The organism is Mesorhizobium sp. P2_C5_2, from assembly GCF_056404535.1.
Map to the genome: position 1 here is coordinate 778,029 of NZ_JBFUDV010000001.1, position 21,006 is coordinate 799,034.

Sequence of the window (21,006 nt, forward strand, 5' to 3'; positions counted from 1 at the left end):
CATCGTCTGGTTTGGGCCGCGTTTAACCGGGAGGCAGGTGCTACTGCGCCTCCACGATGCTTACGCCCTCGAATTCCGGAAGCCAGTGCAGGGCTGATCGGTGCCATTTCTGTTGGGTTGGAACCAGATCCTCGCGTTGCCGCGCGGTCCCTGCCCTGATCCCATAGATCTTCGGGCCGTCGCCGGCCGACGTGGCGTAAAGATGCGAACCGCAGTCGCCGCAAAAGGCCTGGGCGCGCTTGGCGCCGCTCGATCCTGTCTTGATATAGAGCTTCGGCGTGCCTTTGGTGATCCGGTAGTGATCCTCAGGCGCGGGAACGGTGACACGAAAGGCGGTGCCGGTTAGCTGCTGGCAATCCGTGCAATGACAGATAGAGGTCTTTTCCGGGTCGACCTCTGCTTCATAAGTTATGGCGCCGCAATGACACCCACCATCGATTTTCATGGTTGCTCCTCCGAAATCCGTCGAGTGATCTTAGCGGGACAAGGCGATGGGGCCAACGGTGGACTTCTGGTCCAGGACTAGTTCGATGCCGCCTCGACCTGTTTGCGCCGGTGTTCCCAGGTTCCCGTCGTTTGCGGCTTGACGAACAGCCTGGTGATCTCAGGCACCTCCTTCTTCAGCAGCGCCTCCAGGCGCTCGACGCAGGCTTCGATCTCGGGCGCCGTCAGATGGTCCTCGAATTCGATGCTGAGGCCGGCGACGATCTGTTGTGGTCCGAGGTGGACGGTGAGGACGCCATTGGCCCGCTGCACCGCCGGATCCTGCTGGGCGATGGCCAGCACCTTGGCTTGCACCTCGGGCGAGGCCGTCTCGCCGATGAGCAAGCCCTTGCTTTCTCGTGCCAGGAAGATCGCCGTGGCGCCGAGGATGATCGCGATGCCGATCGAGGCGGCGCCGTCGAGCTCGGGCATGTCAAGGAGATCTGCCGCCAATATGCCGGCGAAGGCGACGACGAGGCCGAGAAGAGCGGCGCTGTCCTCGAACAGGATCGTGTAAACACTCGGATCCTTGCTCGATTGCACGGCCTGCAGCCAGCCCTGCTTGCCCTTTTGCTGGCGGAACTCCTTCAGCGCCACATACCAGGAGCTGCCCTCGAACAGCATTGAGAGGCCAAGCACGATGTAGTTGATTTTGGGATTGGCGACCGGCTCGGGCGCCATGATGTGGACGACGCCCTCGTAGAAGGACACGCCGGCGCCAAGCGCAAAAACCAGCAGGGCGACAATAAAGCTCCAGAAATACAGCTCTCGGCCATGGCCGAGCGGATGCGTTCGGTCCGGCGGGCGGGCGGCGCGGTGCATGCCGTAGAGCAGCAGGCCGCCATTGCCGGTGTCGACCAGCGAGTGCACACCTTCCGACAGCATGGCCGAACTGCCGGTGAAGAAGGCGGCGACGAATTTGGTCAGCGCAATGGCGAGATTGCCGGCGAGCGCCGCGTAGATGACCATCTTTGATCCGCCATGCGCAGCCATGCCGTCTTGTCCCTCCAAGCCACCCAATGTAACGGCCCTGCCGCCGAAGCTCCACAGGCATCACAACGCACCAATCGCCCGGTCGTTCAGGCCCTTGAAGGCTCGCTAGAGCGTTTCACCGTTTCACGGAAACGGCGAGCCGCTCTATCTCTTTGTTTTTGCGCAATTCCGGACGGAAAACCGCTCACACTTTTCCTGGAATTGCTCCAGCGGAAAAGGCGCCCCTATTCGATGATCTCGTCCGTCCACACCTTGAAGCCGGCCAGCGTGCCGGGCCCAAAGATATGGGTCAACGGCACGTCGGCGGCGTCGCGGCCGGAGGCGATCAGGATGCGGCCGATGCGCGGCGAATTGTTACGCGGATCGAAGACATGCCAGCGACCGCCGAGATAGACCTCCATCCAGGCTGCGAAATCCATGCTCGCCCAGGGTTTGGCCAGGCCGATGTCGCTGATGTAGCCGGTGCAGTAGCGGGTCGGGATGTTGAGCGCGCGGCAGAAGGTGACGGCGAGATGGGCAAAGTCGCGGCAGACGCCGCTTTGCTCGCGATAGGCTTCCGCCGCGGTGCGCGTCGGCCGCGCATTGCCGTAGCTGAAGACGATGTGGTTGTGGACGAAGTCGCAGACCGCTTGTACGCGGGCAATGCCGAGCGGGGTGTTGCCGAACAACCGCCAGGCTTCGCTGGCCAGGAGATCGCTCTCGCAAAAGCGGCTGGGCAACAGAAACAGCAGTGTATCTGACGGCAGGTCGCGCACCTCGTGCTGCCAGGCCATCAGGTCGCCCATCTCGAATGTGCCGGGGTCGCGGATCACCGAATCGGTGCCGAAGGTAAAGCGGCCGGGTGGGGCGACGAAGCGGTTGCACCAGTTGCCGAAACTGTCGCGGTAGCTCTGGATCGGCACCGGCGGGTTGGAGGTGAGGAAATCCGGGCGCTCGAGATCGGATGCCCTGGAGTAGTGGACGTTGAGCATCGCGATCAGCGGCGTTTCCTGCGGAAAATCGAAACTCATCTCGCTGCCGATGCGGATTCGCATTGTCGTCCTGACCGGACTGCCTGATCATCGCCGGGCGAAGGCATGGCCGATGCTGCAGTGCGAAGACAACCATGGCACGGACCGGCATGGTTTACGAGCAAATTAGAAACCGGTTGAAAGCGGCCGGCTGGCGCTGGCGACAAGCACTCGCCCTCTTGCAGTCCGGCGTTTCTCTTGTTTCACTTAGGCTCCCAGCAACTGGAGGACCGAATCATGGCTAAAGGTGCGATGAAGGCGGGCAAGGAAGCCCGTAAGCCGAAGAAGGACGCCAAAAAGCCCGCCGCGGTTCCGGCGCTCAAGGCGCCGCCCGTCAAGGCGATGAGGCTCAAGGAAAAGTAATCTCACCCGGGGACCGTTGAAGTCCGGGCAAACCGTTTCGGCGCAGATTTTGACACCGGCGGCATGAACAATGCTGCCGGTGTTTTTGTTGATCGGGAAGGCGAAGCCGCCTATGTCGAGGCGGCGAGGACGACCTCGCGCCTTCCCCGAAAAACCGGCCGGGACGACCCGCCATCCTCATGGAATGGAGCGCATCCCGATGTCGTGGATTTTTCTGTTTTTCGCCGGCCTGTTTGAGATCGGCTGGGCGATCGGCCTCAAATACACCGATGGCTTCTCCAGACCGCTGCCGACGGTGCTCACCGTCGCCTCGATGATCGTCAGCCTGGGCTTGCTCGGTCTGGCGCTGAAGACGCTGCCCGTCGGTACCGCCTATGCGGTGTGGACCGGCATCGGCACGGTCGGGACAGCGCTGCTCGGCATCTGGCTGCTGGGCGAGCCGGCAACCGCGATCCGGCTCGGCTGCATCGCGCTCATCGTCTGCGGCATTATGGGGCTGAAGCTCGCAGCCTAAGCCATAGCAAACAAGGAAATCGGCGCACAAATACGTTCAGGGCCGCTGGAGGGCGACCCTGATTCCGATCGTGTCGATCGAAGCGATTAGCGGGCGGAGAAGCCCGGAGGCGTCCTGCCGGTGCGCTGCTTGCGCGCCGCATAGCGTGCGTCGCGCTTGGCCTTGCGTTCGGCTTCGTCGGCCAGCAAACGGGCAATACGCTCGTTCTCTTCGGCTTCCTTGATCTTCGCTTCAGCCTGCGCTGCCTCTTCGGCCGCAATACGCGCCGCTTCGGCCGCTGCCTCGCGCTCGGCCTTCTCGACCGCCTCGCGTGCCAGCTTTTCCTGCTTCAGCCTGGCCTTTTCGGCCTCGCGTATTTCGCGAGCCGCCAGAATCGCCTTGCGTTCGGCCTGTTTGGCCAGAACCGCAGGATCATCAGCCGCCGGCTTTGACTTGAAGCGCTCCAGAAGCGCCTTCTTTGCCTCGTTCGCGGCATTGCGCCGCTCGAAAATGTCTTTTTCCCTGTAGATAGCCAAGTCCACTTCCCTGAAGTCAATTCGCGACGCTTACATACGCGTGAAAACCGAGAGTTCAAGCGCCAAAACGGAATGCCAGCCATGAAATTCTACGCTGTTGCAGTCAGGAGACGCGCTTTCCTGGAACGGACGCCGACAGAAGCTGGCTGAAACCGACATGCACTGTTCACCATCCGCCCCTCTGGCGGCGGGGCGGCTCGGTCGCTACCTCTAGCCGCAAAACCCAACCATTGGATGACAGATCATGGAACTCGGTCTCTACACTTTTGCCGATGTCAGCCCGGAGCCTGGCCCCGGCGCAATCGGCCCGCATGAGCGGCTGCGCAACCTGATCGAAGAGATCGAACTGGCCGACCAGGTCGGCCTCGATGTCTTTGGTCTGGGCGAACATCACCGCCCCGACTATGCCGCTTCCGCGCCGGTGGTGGCGCTTGCCGCCGCCGCCGAACGCACCAAGCGCATCAAGCTGACCAGCGCGGTCACTGTGCTGTCCTCCGACGATCCGGTGCGCGTCTTCCAGCAGTTTGCGACGCTCGACCTTCTGTCTGGCGGCCGGGCCGAGATCATGGCCGGACGTGGGTCGTTCATCGAATCCTTCCCGCTGTTCGGCTATAATCTCGAAGACTATGACGAGCTGTTCGCCGAAAAGCTCGACCTGCTCTTGGCCATCCGCGACAATGTGAAAGTCAGCTGGTCCGGCAATCTGCGGCCGCCGATCAACGACCGCGGCGTCTACCCGCGCCCGCTGCAGGACAAATTGCCGATCTGGATCGCCATAGGCGGCACGCCGCAGTCTGCCGCCCGTGCGGGCGTGCTCGGCCTGCCGCTGGCGCTGGCCATCATCGGCGGCGAGCCGGCGCGGTTCGCGCCGCTGTTCGACATTTATCGCGAGGCCGCCAAGCGGGCAGGCACCGACCCAACGGGGCTTGCCACCAGCATCAATGTGCACGGTTTCATCGCCGAAACGACGGAGCAGGCGGCCGACGATTTCTACGGCCCGCAGGCCGAAGTGATGAATCGCATCGGCCGCGAGCGCGGCTGGGGGCCGACGTCGCGGGCGCATTTCGACCAGTCGCGCGGCCCGAACGGCGCGCTGTTTGTCGGCAATCCCGAGCAGGTGGCGGAAAAGATCGTCGCCCAGCACAACATCTTCAACAACGACCGCTTCCTGCTGCAGATGGCGATCGGCACCATGCCGCACCCCAGGATCATGAAGGCGATCGAACTCTACGGCACCAAGGTGGCGCCTGTCGTGCGCACGGAAACGGCGAAGACCGCGGCGGCGGTGACGGCCCCGGCCGCCTGAGCCAACGGCAGGCACGCATCTGGCGGCCTGCCGGCTAACGGAACCTTGAAGCCGACTGGACGTTTCCGTCGACGGGCAGCGCCAATTGCGGTGCTGCCCGCGAGGGGAGCATGATGAAGGCCGAACCCGCCGCTTCGGGCGCAGGTGCCGCCGAAAGCCCGGATCCGCGCGTTGCTGCCCGCGCGGATACGCATCTGATGCGGTCGCTGCTTGTCGGCATCTTCCTGTTCATGGCAATCTACGCGCTGTATTTCGCCCGCGCTTTCTTCATGCCGGTCATCCTCGCCTTCCTGTTGACGCTGACGCTGACGCCGATCGTGCGCTTCCTGCGCAAGCACGGCGTGCCCGAAGTGGTGTCGGCGACATTGCTGGTGGTGCTGTCGGTCTGCATCTTTGCCACCGCCGGCTATCTGCTTAGCAGTCCGGTCATCGACCTCATCAACAACACTTCGGCGATCGGCCAGCAGTTGAGCGAGCGGCTGGCGCAGTTCCGCCGCCCGTTCGAGAGGATCATGCAGATCGCGCATGAGCTGGAAGGGCTGGCCGAGACCTCGCAGGAACCTGACGTCCAGAAGGTTGCGGTGGCGCAGTCCGGCATCCTGTCGTCGGCTGCCGGCAACATCCTGTCGGCCGGCACCTCGATCACGATCATCTTCGTTTTGTCGCTGTTCCTGCTGGCGTCCGGCACGATGTTTTATGAAAAGATCATCCAGTCCTTCGCCAGGCTCAGCGAAAAGAAGCGGGCGCTGCGCGTCGTCTACGACGTAGAGCGCGAAATCTCGAACTATCTGCTCACCGTCGCCGTCATCAATGCCGGCCTCGGTACGGTGATCGGCCTCGGCCTGTGGGGGCTCGGCATGCCCAACCCGCTGGTCTGGGGAACGATGGCGGCGCTACTCAATTTCCTGCCCTATGTCGGCGCGCTCATCACCATCGTGCTGGTCAGCGTCATTGCGCTGATCAGTTTCGACAGCATCTCCTACGCGCTGCTGGCGCCTGCCTTCGTTTTGTTGTGCGATGTCGTCGAGGGCCAGTTCGTGACGCCGATGGTGGTCGGCCGGCGGCTGGAGATCAATGCGGTGGCGATCTTCATCGCCATCGCCTTCTGGTCCTGGCTGTGGGGATTTGTCGGCGCGCTGATGGCGGTGCCGCTGCTGGTCGTCATCAAGGTGTTCTGCGACCATTTCGACGGCCTCAGCCATGTCGGTAACTTCCTCGCCGCCCAGCAGACGGTGGTGGTGGAAGAGGACGCTGTCGAGGAGACCGGCAAGGCCAAGGCCTAGAGGCGGGTATTTGCTTGTCGTCTCTTGTTTGTCGTCTTCCGATGGAGTGCCTATATCGAGCCGGTCAAGCCGGACCCTGCCATGAACGACGCTTCCTTCGACCTCGACGCCTATTTCGCCCGCATTGGTTATCGCGGTCCGATCGATGCGTCGCTGGCCACACTGACGACCCTGCACCGGCAGCACCCGCAGGCGATCCCGTTCGAGAACATGGATCCGTTGCTGGGCATCGCGGTGAAGCTCGATCTCGCTTCGCTGCAGGACAAGATTTTCGCGCGCCGCCGTGGCGGCTACTGCTTCGAGCACAATCTGATTTTCATGCATGCGCTGAAGGCGCTGGGCTTCGAGGTCAGCGGCCTCGCGGCGCGGGTTCTGCGGGGCTTGCCCGAAGATGCCATTACCCCGCGCAGCCATATGCTGCTGCGAATCGAGCTCGACGGCCGCACCTACATCGCCGATGTCGGGTTTGGCGGGCTGACGATGACGGCGCCGCTGTTGCTGGAGCCCGGCCCCGAACAACAGACCCCGCACGAAACATTCCGCATCATCGAAACATCAGGCAATTTCCGGGTGCAGGCCAATGTCGGCGGCGACTGGCACACGCTCTACCGCTTCGACATGCAGCCGGCCTACGAGGTCGACTATGCAGTCGCCAATTACTATTTGTCGACCAACCCGAGCTCGCACTTCCTGTCCTCCGTCGTTGCGGCACGCGCCTTGCCCGACCGGCGCTACGCGCTGCGCAACGCCAGGCTTTCGACGCACCATCTCGGCGGCCGAACCGAGCAGCGCGAGATCGAGACGGTGGCTGATCTCGCCGACGTGCTGGAAAGCCAGCTCGATATTGCCATCCCCGACCGCGCCGCCTTCGAAACCAAGGCCCGGCAGCTGAACATCGTAAAGGCTTGAGGCCCATGACCGCTCTTTCCGTACTCGACCTGTCGCCGATCGTCGAAGGCAGCGACGCCTCGCAATCGCTGGCCAATTCGCTCGACCTTGCCCGCCATGCCGAGCGTCTCGGCTACAAGCGCTACTGGCTGGCCGAGCACCACAACATGCCGGGCATCGCCAGTGCGGCGACCGCTGTCGTCATCGCCCATGTCGCCGGCGGCACCAAAACCATCCGCGTCGGCGCCGGCGGCATCATGCTGCCCAACCATGCGCCGCTGGTGATTGCCGAGCAGTTCGGCACGCTGGCCGCACTGCACCCCGGCCGCATCGATCTCGGCCTCGGCCGCGCGCCCGGTACCGACATGGGCACGGCGCGTGCGCTGCGCCGCAACCTCGAGGCGTCAGACAATTTCCCCCAGGATGTCGTCGAGCTGATGGGCTATTTCCAGCCGGCCGAGGAAGGCCAGCGCATCCGCGCCGTGCCCGGCGAAGGCCAGAAAGTGCCGGTCTGGATTCTCGGCTCCAGCCTCTACGGCGCGCAGCTCGCCGCCATGCTTGGTCTGCCCTATGCTTTTGCCTCGCATTTCGCGCCGGCCGAGCTCGACCATGCGCTGGAGATCTACCGCTCGCGCTTCCAGCCCTCGGAACAGCTCGACAAGCCCTATGTCATGCTCGGCCTCAACGTTTTCGCCGCACCGACCGACGCAGAGGCAAAACTGCTGTTCACCTCGCTGCAGCAGGCCTTCGTCAACCTGCGCACCGGGCGGCCGGGCCGCTTGCCGCCGCCGGTCGAAGGCTATGACCAGACCTTGGAGCCGATGGCCAAAACCATGCTTTCGCAGGCGCTGTCCTGCGCCGTCGTCGGTTCGCCCGAAACCGTTCGGCAAGGCATCGACGCCTTCGTGCGCCGCACCGGCGCCGACGAGCTGATGGTGACGGCGCAGATTTTCGACCACGCGGCCCGGGTGCGCTCGTTCGAGATCCTGGCCGAGGCGCATAAATCGCTGTCGCAAGCCGCGTAACGCTTTTGCCTGACATGTGCGTCTGCTAAGGGCAGGCGCCCTCCTCAGCCAAGAGTCGCCTTTCTCAGCCAAGAGTCGCCTTCCTCAGCCAAGAGCCTTGCCGTGACCCATGATCTCGACCAGCGCATGCATTTTGCCATCGATCTGGCGCGCCGCGCCGGCGAACTCGGCCTGAAATACTTTCGCGACCTCGAAAACCTGACCATCGAGAGCAAAGGCCATCAGGACCTGGTTTCGGATGGCGACCGCGAGGTGGAACTGTTCATCCGCGCGGCAATCGCCGCCGCCTATCCGCAAGACGGCATCGTCGGCGAGGAGCATGACGCGGTTGCCGGATCGACGGGCCATGTCTGGGTCATCGATCCGATCGACGGCACGGCGAATTTCGTGCGCGGCATCCCGGCCTGGTGCGTTGTCATCGCTTGCGCCAAAGACAGCGAGGCCGTCGTCGGCGTCATCCACGAGCCGTCGACCGGCGAGACCTTCCACGGCCGTCGCGGCGGCGGCGCCTTCGTCAACGGCCGGCCGATCAAGGCCAGCACCGCCGGCCTCGGGGAAGGCTCGGTCGGGACAGGGCTGTCGAACCGTGCGGAGACCAGCCATGTCGCCGTGCTCGTCGACCTGATCATGGCGGAAGGCGGTGTCTTCTTTCGCAACGCATCGGGCGCACTGATGCTGGCCTATGCGGCGTCCGGCCGGCTGCTCGGCTATGTCGAGGAACACATGAATGCGTGGGACTGCCTGGCCGGCATGCTTTTGGTGGAAGAGGCCGGCGGCACCGTCTTGAAGCCGGACCCCAAGACCGTGCTTGCCGAGGGAACACAGGTGATTGCCGGCGGTAGCCATGTCTTTCCAAAACTGCAGGCGCTGTGCGCGCAGGCCTTCGGACCCGCGCCTGCCGGTACTACTGCGCAGGGATAGGCCACTGTTCAACGCATAGGCTGTGGGTTAAAAGCGGACAGGCATTCAGGGGGATGCCCTGTTGCCGGCAGCGGCAATTCCATCGGTCCAAGGGCTTGCCGATGAACATGCATAACACCCTCCGGCCTGGCCGGATCGCGTCGGGCAGCGGGCCCGCACAGGCTATTGCCGGCATCTTTGCGCAAGAGCTGCAGCTGGCCTCGGTCGGCATCGACGACAATTTCTTCGATCTTGGCGGCGATTCGCTGGCCGCTGAAACGGTTGTCCTTGGCGTGCAGAACCGCTTCGGCGTAAAGCTGCAGACCTCGGTGCTGCTCGAAGCGCCGACGCCGCGCGAATTCGGCAGGCTGATCGCGTTGCAATTGCCGGAGCATCCGGCGCGGCGGCTGGCGGTGCAGGTTTCCGGCAGCAACGGCCAGGAGCCGATCGCCATGATCCATGGCATTTCCGGTTCGGCACTGTTTGCGAACCGCTTCGGCAAGGCTCTGAAGCAGCGCTATTCCATCATCGCCGTGCGCGGCATGGGGCTTGAGCCCGGCGAGACGCCGTATGACAGCGTCGAGGAGATCAGCGCCAATTATTTCGACGGGCTGGGTTCGGCCACCGGCCAGCATCCGCGTGTCATCGGCGGAATCTGCCTCGGCGGGCTGCTGGCGATAGAGGTCGGGCGACTGACGCATGAGGCGACCGGCGAGCGGCCGGCCTTGCTGCTGATCGATCCGCCGCCGCTGGGTTCGGCCTGGCTGAAACCGGTGGCGGACAACCGCATGACCGCGCAAAGGCGGCGTCAGATCACCCGCAAGGTCGTCTACTGGCGGCTCCTACGCGACAGCCTCGCGGCCGTCGGGCTTGGGCAGTCCAGGCTCGGGCGCCACACCAGGCAGAAAGCCTTCAAGAGCATGCTGGTGCGGGCGGCCGCGGGCTTTTCACCGTCATCCTACCCATGCGACATGCTCGTCATCGCAAGCTCGGAATGGAGCGCCGCCACGGTCGAGCAATACAAGGACTGGGCGAGCGGGAACACGCGGGTGGAAACGGTTGTCATGCCGGGCACGCACGACAAGTTCCGCGCCGCCAACATGGACGCGATCGACGCCGCCATCATCGCTTTCCTCGACGCCAGGCGCGCCGCTGCGCCGGCTGGAATGCCGGTCCGCTAGATGGGTTTTGGCCGCGACGTGCTGGCTGCCTTCGCCGGCCATGGCGACCGCGTCGCGATGGTCAGCGGTCGCGACCAGATCACCTACGCGCAGGCGCTGACTCAGATCGACCATCTCACCGCCAATTTCAACGCACTCGGTATTCGCTCCGGCGATCGCGTCGGCCTGGCCATGGTCGACAACATCGATGTCGTGCTGTCGATCCTGGCCTGCTGGAAGCTCGGCGCCACACTGTCGATCCTCGACTTTCGCGCGCCGCGCAGCCAGCGGGCGCAGTTTGCGCGCGACTTCGTCCTGAGGCTTATCGTCGAAAGCCGCAGCCCGCCCGGTGACGATGTCTATCCGGGCGTCCCTTTCCAGCAGGATTGGAAGCACACCTCGCCCGCGCCCTATTCCGGCGCCCTTGGCGACGACAGCAACCCGGCCTTCCTGATGTTCTCGTCCGGCACGACCGGCGACCCAAAAGGCTATCTGCAATCGCATGAGGCGCTTGCCGGGCGCGTGACGGGGCACCGGCGCGGACTGACCGGCACGGTCATGCGCCTGCTGACCCCGATGGTGATGTCCTATTCGGCAACGCGCCATCAGGTGTTCAGCTATTTGCGCCATGGCGGGACGATCAACTTCTTTCCACCGCTGTTCACGCCGTCCGAACTGATCGAGGGTCTGCTGTCGTTCCAGGCCAGCGGATCGGCGTTGCCGCCGCCGGTGATTACGCGGCTGGTGCGCGAAGTGGGCGAACGTTCGACCCGGCTGCTGCCGGACCTTGCGGTGCTGTTCAGCATCGGCGGGCCGGCGACGGTCGAAGACAAGCTGGCGGCCTACCGCAACCTTTCGCCGGGATATCGCATCAATTATGCGTCGAGCCTGACCGGCGGCATCACGACGCTGTCCGGCGCCGACGTGCTGGCCAAGCCCAGCACTGCCGGGCGTCCGTTTGCCGATGTGCGTGTCGAAATTCTCGATGCGGACGGGCAATTGCTCGGCAAGGGCGAGAGCGGACTGATCAAGGCGTGGACGTCGACGATGGTTTCAGCGGTGGTGTCGGCCGGCAACAAGCCTTTCGTCGATCCCAAGGTGATGGGCGACGGCTGGGGCATTCCCGGCGACATCGGCTTTGTCGACGAGGACGGCTTCCTGACCATCGTCGACCGCGAGGCCGACATGATCGTGCGCGGCGGCGTCAATGTCGCACCGCAAGAGCTGGAGAAGCTGATCCGCACCCATCCCAAGGTCAGGGATGTCGCGGTGGCCGGCTTTCCCGACGCAACGATGGGCCAGGAGATCGCCGCCTTCATCGTCTCGGAACAGGGCAGCGTGGCCGAGTTCGAAGCCTTCCTGCGCGCCAACATCTCGCCCGACCGGCGGCCACGCGAGGTCAGGCTGGTGGCGTCGCTGCCCTACAGCGACAATGGCAAATTGCTGCGCCGCCGCCTTGTCGAAACGCTGTCGCCGGCTGCCGCCAAACAATAGCGTTTTACTTCAAAAGGTTTCTGGCTGCCTCGAACACCGCCGGCTCCGCCTTGAGCTCCTGCGCTACCTGCGCGGCTATCTCCTCGCCCGGCGTGATGTCTACAGTGATGCCGCCCATTTTGGCGGCATCGGCCAGGAAATCCGGATCCTTGCTCATGTCGATATAGGCCTTGCGCAGTGCGTCGAGCGTGTGGCGCGGAATGGCCGGCGGCGCGATCAAAGGCAAATAGAAACCACGCGAGAATTCGATGAACTCAGCCGCCTGGCGCGTCAGCGGGTCCTTGATCTGCTCGGAAAAACGCGGAAGCGTCGGCACTGCTGTGACGGTGCCCGGGCCGATCGTGCCGAGGATGTTGAACTGGTCGAGCTTGTCGGCGATGCCGTAATAGGGCAGCGCACAGAGGCCGGCGACTTCACCGCGCTGGGCGGCGACGAGGACATCTGCCGATCCCTCGAAACCGGTGACGATGCCGAATTTGCCGTGCAGGCCGTTCTTCACCATGGCGGCGGCAATGTAGCTCAGGCTGTTCTTGCCCGACGCGCCGATGAGGAACTCCTGCGTCAGGAATTTTTCCACCGTGTCGATGCCGGATGCCTTGGTGGTCACGCACAGGCAAGGCTCCGACGACAGCGCGCCGATCCATTGCATGGTGAGCGGATCGTAATTGGCGTTGGCCGGATCGAATGTCGGCGCAAACGGCATGGCTTCGCTGACCGAGGCGATGACGCTGCCATCGGCGGGCTCGCTGCCCAGCATCATCTTGGTCAGCTTGAGACTGCCGCCGCCGGGCACGTTCTGGACGATGATATCGGGGTGACCAGGCAGGAAGCGGCCGAGATGCCTAGCGATAAGACGCGACGACAGATCGTAGTTACCGCCCGCGCCATAGCCGACCTTGATGGTAATCGTCTTGAACTCGGCAGCTTGCGCTGCCGTCAAGGCGGCGAGCATCCAGATAAAGCCAAGAAGAAAAACGCGCGGCAGCCGCGCAACCGTCGGACGGTTCATGTCGTACCCCCAAAAACCCGCCAATATCATAGCGGCGGCGAAAACGATGGGAAGCACCGCTGCGAAATATGGCTCGGCGCAGCGTTGCCTGCGCGCTGCCGTTTCAGAAAGCTTTGAAAAGCCCGGCCAGCCACGGCGTCGGCCAGGGCTGCGACGCCAGCAGATCAAACACGGCGTAGATGCAGAGCGTTGCGCCCGCGGCGACAGCCACCACCATTTTCAGTGATCGCGATCCCAGCATCCAGATGCCGCCGGCAACAAAGACGAAGGTGGCGGCGAGATGGCCCGCCAGCAGGATCAGAAAGGCGAGCGCCAGGCACAGGCCAAGCACGGTGAGATTGCCCTTCAGAGCCGGCCCGTCGGAAGGCTGCCATTCGCTGGCCGGCGTCATATCGGCTCCGGGGGAGACCGGCTTTCGCCAGCGCAGCACGGTCTGGACGGTCGTCAGCAGGGAAAACAGCGCCAGAAGGCCGGCTGTAATGGCCGGGAAGATGGCGGCTTCGAACGGAAAATCGAGCAGCGCCGTGATCACGGCCGCCAGGCCCAGTAGAGTCAGCGCGCTGCTGGCGGCGATATCGGGCAGCACCGGCGGCAGGGCGCCGGCATTGCCGCGCGCCTTGATCCAGGACACGGTCTGCCTGACCACGCCGGCAATGGCGAGGCCGAGCAGGATCAGAACCAAAGGCTGTTTCAGCCAGGCCCAGCCGGAAATCTGGTAGGCGAGGAAGAAATAGTTTTCGAGGCTGGGACCGAGCACGAAGCCGAGCGAAAAGGCCGAGCGCGGCCAGTTGAGCTCCTTCATTCCCATGCCGACCGCACCGACCAGCATCACCAGCAGGAAGTCGAAGGCGCTCATATTGGTCTGGTAGGCGCCGACGACGATAAAGGTGACCACCAGCGGCACCAGAATGGCTGCCGACACCTGCGCGATACGCGCCAGCTGCCTGGTCAACAACAGGCAGGTGACGGCGCCGACGATGTTGGCGACAGCGATGGAGAGCACCATTGAAATGGTGAGCGCGGCGTTCTTGCCGAGCATATCGGGGCCGGGAACAAGGCCGTGGATGACAAAGGCGCCGAGAAGAATGCTCATCGAAGCCGATCCCGGCACGCCGAAGGCGATGGTCGGGATGAGCGAGCCGCCTTCCTTGGCGTTGTTGGCGCTTTCCGGTGCAATGACGCCGCGCACATTGCCCTGGCCGAATTTCGGCCCCGGTCCCGGCCGGCGCGAAGCGTGGCCGTAGGCGATCCAGTCGAGCACGGCGATGCCGATGCCGGGTACGGCGCCGAGCAGCGAGCCGATGGCGCTGCAACGCAGCACCAGCGGCCATTCGCGCAGCGTATCCCTGATGCCTTGCCACATGCCGGCATAGGTCGGCCGCTCGGCGTTGCCCTGGATGGAACCGCGCAGCAGCAGCGAGGCGAGTTCCGGCAGGCCGAACAGACCGAGGAAGACCAGCGAGATCGGCAAGCCGTCCCAAAGGTAGATCTGGCCGAAACTCCAGCGCTCGATGCCGGCAATGCTGTCTATGCCGATGAAGGAGGCGAGCATGCCGAGCATCGCCGCCGCCAGACCCTTCAAAGGCTGGCTGCCGGCGAGGATGGCGACGATGGAAAGGCCGAAGGCGCAGATGGCGAAGAAATCCGGCGTCTTGAGATAAAGCACCAGTGGGCGCATGACGGGAATTGCCGCCGCCAGCACCAGCGCGCCGAACACGCCGCCGATCATCGAGGCCGAATAGGAAGCGCCGAAGGCGCGCGCCGCCTCGCCCTTCTTGGCCATGGCATGGCCGTCGAGCACGGTTGCCGCGGCGCCGACGGAACCGGGGACGCCGAACAGGATCGCCGGAATGGTGTCCGACGTCGTGGTGACCGAGCCCATGCCGAGCAGCAGCGCGAAGGCAGCGTAGGGGTCCATATTGTAGGTCATCGGGATCAGCAGGGCCATGGCGAACAGGCCGCCAATGCCCGGCACGACACCGACGACGAGACCCGCGAACACGCCGGTGACCAGCATGAGCATACGAAATGGCTGCGCCATCTCCGCGATGGCGGTTAGGATCAGATCCACATCAGGCCTATTTCACGAGTTCCCGGGCAGCGGCGAAGACCGCAGGTGTGGCTTTCAGCTGTTGCGCGACCAGCTGGCTGATCGCTTCGCCGGATGTCGGGTTGAGGGTGAGGTCGCCAAGCTTTGTGGCATCGGCGAGAAAATCGGCGTCCACAACCATGGCGGAATAGGCCTTGCGCAGTGCGTCGACGGTCTCTTTCGGCGTTCCCGGCGGTGCGACGAGCGGATGGTGGATGTGCAGCGCCGATTCGATGAGATCGGCCGCCTGATGTGCCGTCGGATCGGCGATGGTTGCCGAAATGCTCGGCGTCGCGCCGGAACCGCCCTGCCCGAACGTGCCGATAATGTTGATCGCGGCGCGATCGTTCCTCAGCAGCGAGCTGGAGACCCCGCACATGCCTGCAATTTCACCGCGCTGCATGGCCAGTTCGATGTCGGCGGTGCCGTCGAAGCCGGTGACGATCTTGTACCTGGCCTTCATGCCATTCTTGGCCAGGGCGGCGAAGATGTAGGTCGTGCTGTTCTTGCCCGTCGCTCCGATCAGGAAATCCGACTGCAGGAACTTTTCCATCGTGTCGATGCCGGATTGCTTGCTGGTCAGGCAATAGGCCGGGTCGTTGACCAGCGAACCGATCCACTGCAGGGCGAGCGGATCGAAATTGGCATTTTCAGGATCGAGGATCGGGGCGTAGAACATCGCCTCGCTGACCGATGCGATGACGCTGCCATCGGCCGGTTCGCTGCCCACGACCATCTTGGTGAGCTTCAGGCTGCCGCCGCCTGGCACATTCTGGACAATGATGTTGGGATTTCCGGGCAGAAACCGGCCGAGATGACGGGCAATCAGCCTGGATGTCTGATCATAGCCACCGCCTGCGCCATAACCGACCTTGATGGTGATTGTCTGGAATTCGACTGCCTGGGCCGGCAGGCACGTGACCCATGTTGGGCTGGCAACGGCAAAAAGGGCGAGCAATCGCCCAAAAATCCAACGCATTATCCAGTCCCCAAGCGATATGGCACTATAGCTGCGGCAAAAACGATGAGAAGCGGCCTTTTCGTCCATAATGCTGCCCGCTCGGCCGCTTCCACCCCGACGGAGGGTCGATTTTGGCGCCAGGAGACGCATAGTGGACGCCATGCGCAGAATGCTTGCGCCCGATGCCGCCTGTTCTTATATACGCGCCAAGCCGCTCAGTGCCGGAATGCCGGTTGCCGGAGCGGAATTTCTTGTGAACAGGGGCTTTCGTCGGAACGCCTTCACGGGTCCTGAGAGCCTGCTTAGCGGAGAGACTAGAAAAATGGCAAAAGTAATCGGTATCGATCTCGGCACCACCAACTCCTGTATCGCCATCATGGATGGCAAGGAACCCAAGGTGATCGAGAATGCGGAAGGCGCGCGCACGACGCCTTCCATCGTCGCCATCAGTGGCGACGGCGAACGTCTCGTCGGCCAGCCGGCCAAGCGCCAGGCGGTCACCAATCCTGAAAACACCATCTTCGCGGTCAAGCGCCTGATCGGCCGCCGCTATGACGATCCGGTGACGGAGAAGGACAAGAAGCTTGTCCCCTACAAGATCGTCAAGGGCGACAATGGCGATGCCTGGGTCGAGGCCGGCGGCAAGAAGCAGTCGCCCTCGCAGATCTCGGCCATGATCCTGCAGAAGATGAAGGAAACGGCGGAAGCCTATCTCGGCGAGAAGGTCGAGAAGGCGGTCATCACCGTTCCGGCCTATTTCAACGACGCCCAGCGCCAGGCAACCAAGGACGCCGGCAAGATCGCCGGCCTCGAAGTGCTGCGCATCATCAACGAGCCAACGGCTGCAGCACTTGCCTACGGCCTCGACAAGAAGGATGGCAAGACCATTGCCGTCTATGACCTTGGCGGCGGCACGTTCGACATTTCGGTGCTCGAAATTGGCGACGGCGTGTTCGAGGTGAAGTCGACCAATGGCGACACCTTCCTCGGCGGCGAGGATTTCGACATGCGCCTCGTCGAATACCTGGCGGCCGAGTTCAAGAAGGAACAGGGCATCGACCTGAAGAACGACAAGCTTGCCTTGCAGCGCCTCAAGGAGGCGGCCGAAAAGGCCAAGATCGAGCTGTCGTCGACGACGCAGACCGAAATCAACCTGCCCTTCATCACCGCCGACGCGACCGGCCCGAAGCACCTGACGCTGAAGCTGACCCGCGCCAAGTTCGAGCAGCTGGTCGACGACCTCGTTCAGCGCACCATCGAGCCGTGCAAGGCAGCGCTCAAGGATGCCGGCCTGAAGGCTGGCGAGATCGACGAAGTAGTCCTGGTCGGCGGCATGACCCGCATGCCCAAGATCCAGGAGATCGTGAAGCAGTTCTTCGGCAAGGAGCCGCACAAGGGCGTCAACCCGGATGAGGTCGTCGCGCTCGGCGCCGCCATCCAGGCCGGCGTGCTGCAGGGCGACGTCAAGGACGTGCTGCTGCTCGACGTGACCCCGCTGTCGCTCGGCATCGAGACGCTGGGTGGCGTATTCACCCGCCTGATCGAACGCAACACAACGATCCCGACCAAGAAGAGCCAGGTGTTCTCGACCGCTGAAGACAGTCAGTCGGCCGTGACCATCCGCGTCTTCCAGGGCGAGCGTGAAATGGCCGCCGACAACAAGGCGCTCGGCCAGTTCGACCTGGTCGGCATCCCGCCGGCGCCGCGCGGCGTGCCGCAGATCGAGGTCACCTTCGACATCGATGCCAACGGCATTGTCAACGTCTCGGCCAAGGACAAGGGCACAGGCAAGGAGCACCAGATCCGCATCCAGGCCTCGGGTGGTCTTTCGGACGCCGACATCGAAAAGATGGTCAAGGACGCCGAAGCCAATGCCGAGACCGACAAGCAGCGGCGTGCGCTGGTCGAGGCCCGCAACCAGGCCGAGGCGCTGGTGCATTCGTCCGAGAAGTCGCTGAAGGAATATGGCGACAAGGTTTCGGAAACCGAGCGCACGGCGATATCGGATGCGATCACGGCGCTGAAGGCCGCTGCCGAAGGCGACGACGCGGCCGACATCGAGGCCAAGTCGCAGACGCTTGCCGAAGCTTCGATGAAGCTTGGCCAGGCGATGTACGAGGCCTCGCAGAAGGAAGCCGCGGAAGCCGACGCCAAGGCGGACGCCGCCAAGGATAGCGACGTGGTCGACGCCGATTTCGAAGAAATCGACGAAGACGACGACAAGAAGAAGTCGGCCTGAACCGGTTGACGGCAAGATAAAGCTGAAAGCCCGGCGCAAAGCCGGGCTTTTTTGCAACCCTCGCTGAAAAAGTGCGGGGCCTGCCGAAAAAGTCGCCGAAAAACACGAACAAGTCCGCGCCGGCCCTAGCATCCGGGCAGCACCGCTCCTAAATCGAGACAACGTGCCGGCAAACGACGCAACATGCATCAAGATGTTGAGCATCCGGACTGCGGGAAAAGATGAAAGCTGATTTCTACGAGACGCTGGGCGTGCAAAAGGGCGCCGACGAGAAGGAGCTCAAGAGCGCTTTCCGCAAGCTCGCCATGCAGTTCCATCCCGACCGCAATCCCGGCGATCATTCCTGCGAGCACAAGTTCAAGGAAATCAACGAAGCCTACGAGACGCTGAAGGACCCGCAAAAGCGCGCGGCCTATGACCGTTTCGGCCACGCCGCCTTCGAGCAGGGGGGCATGAATGGCGGCGCGCAAGGCTTTGGCGCCGGCGGCTTCGCCGACATTTTCGAGGATATTTTCGGCGACATGATGGGCGGGCGCCAGCGCCGCTCGTCGGGCGGCCGCGAGCGCGGCGCCGATCTGCGGTACAATATGGAAATCACGCTGGAAGAGGCCTTCGCGGGCAAGACGGCGCAGATCCGCGTGCCGGCCTCGATCTCATGCACGGAATGCTCCGGGACCGGCGCCAAGCCGGGCACCCAGCCGGTGATGTGCTCGATGTGCCATGGCCATGGCAAGGTCCGCGCCACGCAAGGCTTCTTCTCGATCGAGCGCACCTGCCCGCAGTGCCAGGGCCGCGGTCAGACGATCAAGGACCCGTGCCCGAAATGCGCCGGCCAGGGCCGCGTCACCGAGGAACGCTCGCTGTCGGTCAACATCCCGGCCGGCATCGAGGACGGCACCCGCATCCGGCTTGCCAATGAGGGCGAAGCCGGATTGCGCGGTGGCCCATCGGGCGATCTCTATATTTTCCTGGCGGTGAAGCCGCACGAGTTCTTCCAGCGCGACGGCGCCGACCTCTACTGCAAGGTGCCGATCTCGATGACGACGGCTGCCCTTGGCGGCTCGTTCGAGGTGACGACACTGGATGGCAGCCAGACCAAGGTGAAGGTGACCGAAGGCACACAGAACGGCCGCCAGTTCCGCCTCAAGGGCAAGGGCATGCCGGTGCTGCGCCAGCCCAATGTCGGCGACCTCTACATCCAGACCGCGGTCGAGACACCGCAAAACCTGTCGCGCCGCCAGCGCGAGCTCTTGGAAGAGTTCGAGCAGCTGTCGTCAAAGGACAATTCGCCCCAGTCGAGCGGCTTTTTCGCCCGCATGAAGGACTTTTTCGAATCCTTCGGCGAGCGCTGATTTCCAAGCAATAGAGTTGCAGACGACTGCTGCGCCCGGCACGCTTCCCGAACGTCATCAACATCTTATGCCAGATCGCGCCTTGCCTTGTCCCACCTAGCTGCTAAGTAGCGTTCGGGGGGTGGCTGAGGAGAACTTGCATGGCACGTGGTCCCGGATTGCGGAAAGCACTGGCTGAAAAGTTCGACGACGAGTTGAAATTCTTCAAAGGCTGGATCGACAAGCCGAAGTCCGTCGGCTCGATCGTGCCGACAAGCTCCATCACCGCCCGCAAGATGGCCTCGATCGTCAATCCGAAGTCCGGCCTGCCGGTGCTCGAGGTTGGCCCAGGCACAGGCGTCATCACCCGCCAAATTCTTGCCTTGGGCGTGAAGCCCGAAAACCTCTACGCGGTCGAATATTCCACCGATTTCGTGCGCCATCTGCGCCAGCTCTATCCCGGCGTCAACGTCATCGAGGGCGACGCCTTCAATCTCAACGCCACGCTGGGCGACAAGCGTGACATGGTGTTCGATTCCGTTGTCTCCGGCGTGCCGCTGCTCAACTTCCCGGTCGCGCAGCGCATCGCCTATATCGAAAGCCTGCTCGACCGCATCCCCGTGGGACGGCCGATCGTGCAGCTGACCTACGGGCCGCTGTCGCCGATCCCGCCCGGCCGCGGCGACTACACGGTCAAGCATTTCGACTTCATCTTCCGCAACATCCCGCCGACGCAGCTGTGGATCTATCGAAGGGAGGGATAAGGGAGTAGGCAGTAGGGAATAGGCAGGAAATCGCTAATCCCCTACTGCCTACTCCCTACTGCCCATTCCCTTTGCGAAGCAATGCCAGTGATCCCGAAAATCCTCGTCTTCGCCGGCTCGATGCGCAGCGGCGCCTTCAGCGGCAGGACCGCCGATGTGGCGCAAAAGGAGCTGGCCATGCAGGGCGCCGAGGTGACGCGCATTTCGCTGGCCGACTATCCGCTGCCGATCCTGGACGAAGATCTCGAAAAGGAAAAAGGCATTCCCGACAATGCGGTGAAGCTTGGCCGGCTGATCGCCGCCCATGACGGGCTGCTGATCGCGACGCCCGAGTACAATGGCTCGATCCCGCCGCTGCTCAAGAACACGATCGACTGGGTGAGCCGGGTACGCACGGAAAACGGCCGCGCGTTCAGGCCGTTTGTTGGCAAGGTCGCCGGCCTGTGCTCGTCTTCCAACGGACATTTCGCAGGGATACGCTGCATCAACCATCTGCGCGCCGTGCTGGTGCGCTGCCGGCTGGAAGTGGTGACGCCGGAATGCTCGGTGCCCGATGGCGGCAGTGCCTTCGACGCCGACGGCAATTTCAGGGATGAGAGACTGAACAAATCGATGGAGCACCTATGCCGCACGCTGATCGAAACCTCGCATATGCTGTCGACCCGGGCATGATCCAGGC

The 21,006-nt window shown here is 63.4% G+C and carries 20 protein-coding genes; 13 read left to right on the plus strand and 7 right to left on the minus strand.

What is annotated here, in order from left to right; translation table 11 throughout:
* Nucleotides 1-40: 40 nt before the first annotated feature.
* From AC1D1B_RS03645 to AC1D1B_RS03655, 3 genes are all read right to left on the minus strand, one after another.
* A complete protein-coding gene (locus tag AC1D1B_RS03645) occupies nt 41-445 on the minus strand; it encodes a GFA family protein (protein WP_477329435.1) in 405 nt (134 codons plus the stop codon).
* A gap of 77 nt (nt 446-522) precedes the next feature.
* On the minus strand, nt 523-1,476 hold the full coding sequence (locus tag AC1D1B_RS03650) for a cation diffusion facilitator family transporter (RefSeq protein WP_477329437.1): 954 nt from the start codon (nt 1,474-1,476) through the stop codon (nt 523-525).
* Between the two features lie 224 nt (nt 1,477-1,700).
* Entirely contained in the window at nt 1,701-2,510 is an 810-nt protein-coding gene (locus AC1D1B_RS03655; RefSeq protein WP_477329439.1) for a transglutaminase-like domain-containing protein, read from the minus strand.
* A gap of 213 nt (nt 2,511-2,723) precedes the next feature.
* On the opposite strand from AC1D1B_RS03655, the gene AC1D1B_RS03660 reads away from it, so the two are divergent.
* Entirely contained in the window at nt 2,724-2,849 is a 126-nt protein-coding gene (locus AC1D1B_RS03660) for a hypothetical protein (protein WP_477267350.1), read from the plus strand.
* Between the two features lie 199 nt (nt 2,850-3,048).
* Nucleotides 3,049-3,363, plus strand: coding sequence for a quaternary ammonium compound efflux SMR transporter SugE (gene sugE / locus AC1D1B_RS03665; RefSeq protein ID WP_477329441.1), 315 nt, complete (start codon nt 3,049-3,051; stop codon nt 3,361-3,363).
* Nucleotides 3,364-3,449: 86 nt separating this feature from the next.
* On the opposite strand, the gene AC1D1B_RS03670 is transcribed toward sugE, so the two are convergent.
* Complete coding sequence (locus AC1D1B_RS03670; RefSeq protein ID WP_181059857.1) at nt 3,450-3,878, minus strand: DUF6481 family protein; 429 nt, start codon at nt 3,876-3,878, stop codon at nt 3,450-3,452.
* Between the two features lie 244 nt (nt 3,879-4,122).
* On the opposite strand from AC1D1B_RS03670, the gene AC1D1B_RS03675 reads away from it, so the two are divergent.
* From AC1D1B_RS03675 to AC1D1B_RS03705, 7 genes are all read left to right on the plus strand, one after another.
* Nucleotides 4,123-5,184 carry an LLM class flavin-dependent oxidoreductase gene (locus AC1D1B_RS03675; protein ID WP_477329443.1) on the plus strand — a complete coding sequence of 354 codons (1,062 nt, stop codon included), beginning with the start codon at nt 4,123-4,125 and terminating at the stop codon, nt 5,182-5,184.
* A gap of 113 nt (nt 5,185-5,297) precedes the next feature.
* Nucleotides 5,298-6,467, plus strand: a complete 1,170-nt coding sequence (locus AC1D1B_RS03680; RefSeq protein ID WP_477329445.1) for an AI-2E family transporter — start codon at nt 5,298-5,300, stop codon at nt 6,465-6,467.
* Nucleotides 6,468-6,548: 81 nt separating this feature from the next.
* A complete protein-coding gene (locus tag AC1D1B_RS03685) occupies nt 6,549-7,376 on the plus strand; it encodes an arylamine N-acetyltransferase family protein (protein WP_477329447.1) in 828 nt (275 codons plus the stop codon).
* 5 nt (nt 7,377-7,381) lie between these two features.
* On the plus strand, nt 7,382-8,380 hold the full coding sequence (locus AC1D1B_RS03690) for an LLM class flavin-dependent oxidoreductase (RefSeq protein ID WP_477329449.1): 999 nt from the start codon (nt 7,382-7,384) through the stop codon (nt 8,378-8,380).
* Between the two features lie 102 nt (nt 8,381-8,482).
* Nucleotides 8,483-9,301: an inositol monophosphatase family protein gene (locus tag AC1D1B_RS03695; protein WP_477329451.1), complete on the plus strand. Its 819-nt coding sequence runs from the start codon at nt 8,483-8,485 to the stop codon at nt 9,299-9,301.
* A gap of 101 nt (nt 9,302-9,402) precedes the next feature.
* Entirely contained in the window at nt 9,403-10,461 is a 1,059-nt protein-coding gene (locus tag AC1D1B_RS03700; RefSeq protein ID WP_477329452.1) for a thioesterase domain-containing protein, read from the plus strand.
* On the plus strand, nt 10,462-11,934 hold the full coding sequence (locus AC1D1B_RS03705; RefSeq protein ID WP_477329454.1) for a class I adenylate-forming enzyme family protein: 1,473 nt from the start codon (nt 10,462-10,464) through the stop codon (nt 11,932-11,934). It begins immediately after the preceding gene.
* 4 nt (nt 11,935-11,938) lie between these two features.
* On the opposite strand, the gene AC1D1B_RS03710 is transcribed toward AC1D1B_RS03705, so the two are convergent.
* The 3 genes from AC1D1B_RS03710 to AC1D1B_RS03720 all read right to left on the minus strand — a co-directional run bounded on the left by AC1D1B_RS03710 (nt 11,939) and on the right by AC1D1B_RS03720 (nt 16,011).
* Nucleotides 11,939-12,943, minus strand: coding sequence for a Bug family tripartite tricarboxylate transporter substrate binding protein (locus AC1D1B_RS03710; RefSeq protein ID WP_477329456.1), 1,005 nt, complete (start codon nt 12,941-12,943; stop codon nt 11,939-11,941).
* A 103-nt stretch (nt 12,944-13,046) separates the two neighbouring features.
* The gene (locus AC1D1B_RS03715; RefSeq protein ID WP_477329458.1) at nt 13,047-15,014 is read right to left on the minus strand and encodes a tripartite tricarboxylate transporter permease; all 1,968 of its coding nucleotides are present in this window, start codon (nt 15,012-15,014) and stop codon (nt 13,047-13,049) included.
* A 7-nt stretch (nt 15,015-15,021) separates the two neighbouring features.
* Nucleotides 15,022-16,011, minus strand: a complete 990-nt coding sequence (locus tag AC1D1B_RS03720) for a Bug family tripartite tricarboxylate transporter substrate binding protein (protein WP_477329460.1) — start codon at nt 16,009-16,011, stop codon at nt 15,022-15,024.
* A 304-nt stretch (nt 16,012-16,315) separates the two neighbouring features.
* Between AC1D1B_RS03720 and dnaK the strand changes: the two genes are divergently transcribed.
* The 4 genes from dnaK to AC1D1B_RS03740 all read left to right on the plus strand — a co-directional run bounded on the left by dnaK (nt 16,316) and on the right by AC1D1B_RS03740 (nt 20,999).
* The gene (gene dnaK, locus AC1D1B_RS03725) at nt 16,316-18,232 is read left to right on the plus strand and encodes a molecular chaperone DnaK (RefSeq protein ID WP_477267360.1); all 1,917 of its coding nucleotides are present in this window, start codon (nt 16,316-16,318) and stop codon (nt 18,230-18,232) included.
* Between the two features lie 221 nt (nt 18,233-18,453).
* Nucleotides 18,454-19,584 (plus strand): molecular chaperone DnaJ, encoded by a 1,131-nt coding sequence (gene dnaJ, locus AC1D1B_RS03730; protein WP_477329462.1) that lies wholly within the window; start codon nt 18,454-18,456, stop codon nt 19,582-19,584.
* 140 nt (nt 19,585-19,724) lie between these two features.
* Nucleotides 19,725-20,327 (plus strand): phospholipid N-methyltransferase PmtA, encoded by a 603-nt coding sequence (pmtA, locus tag AC1D1B_RS03735; protein WP_477329464.1) that lies wholly within the window; start codon nt 19,725-19,727, stop codon nt 20,325-20,327.
* A gap of 81 nt (nt 20,328-20,408) precedes the next feature.
* The gene (locus AC1D1B_RS03740) at nt 20,409-20,999 is read left to right on the plus strand and encodes an NADPH-dependent FMN reductase (protein ID WP_477329466.1); all 591 of its coding nucleotides are present in this window, start codon (nt 20,409-20,411) and stop codon (nt 20,997-20,999) included.
* The last annotated feature ends 7 nt before the right edge of the window (nt 21,000-21,006 follow it).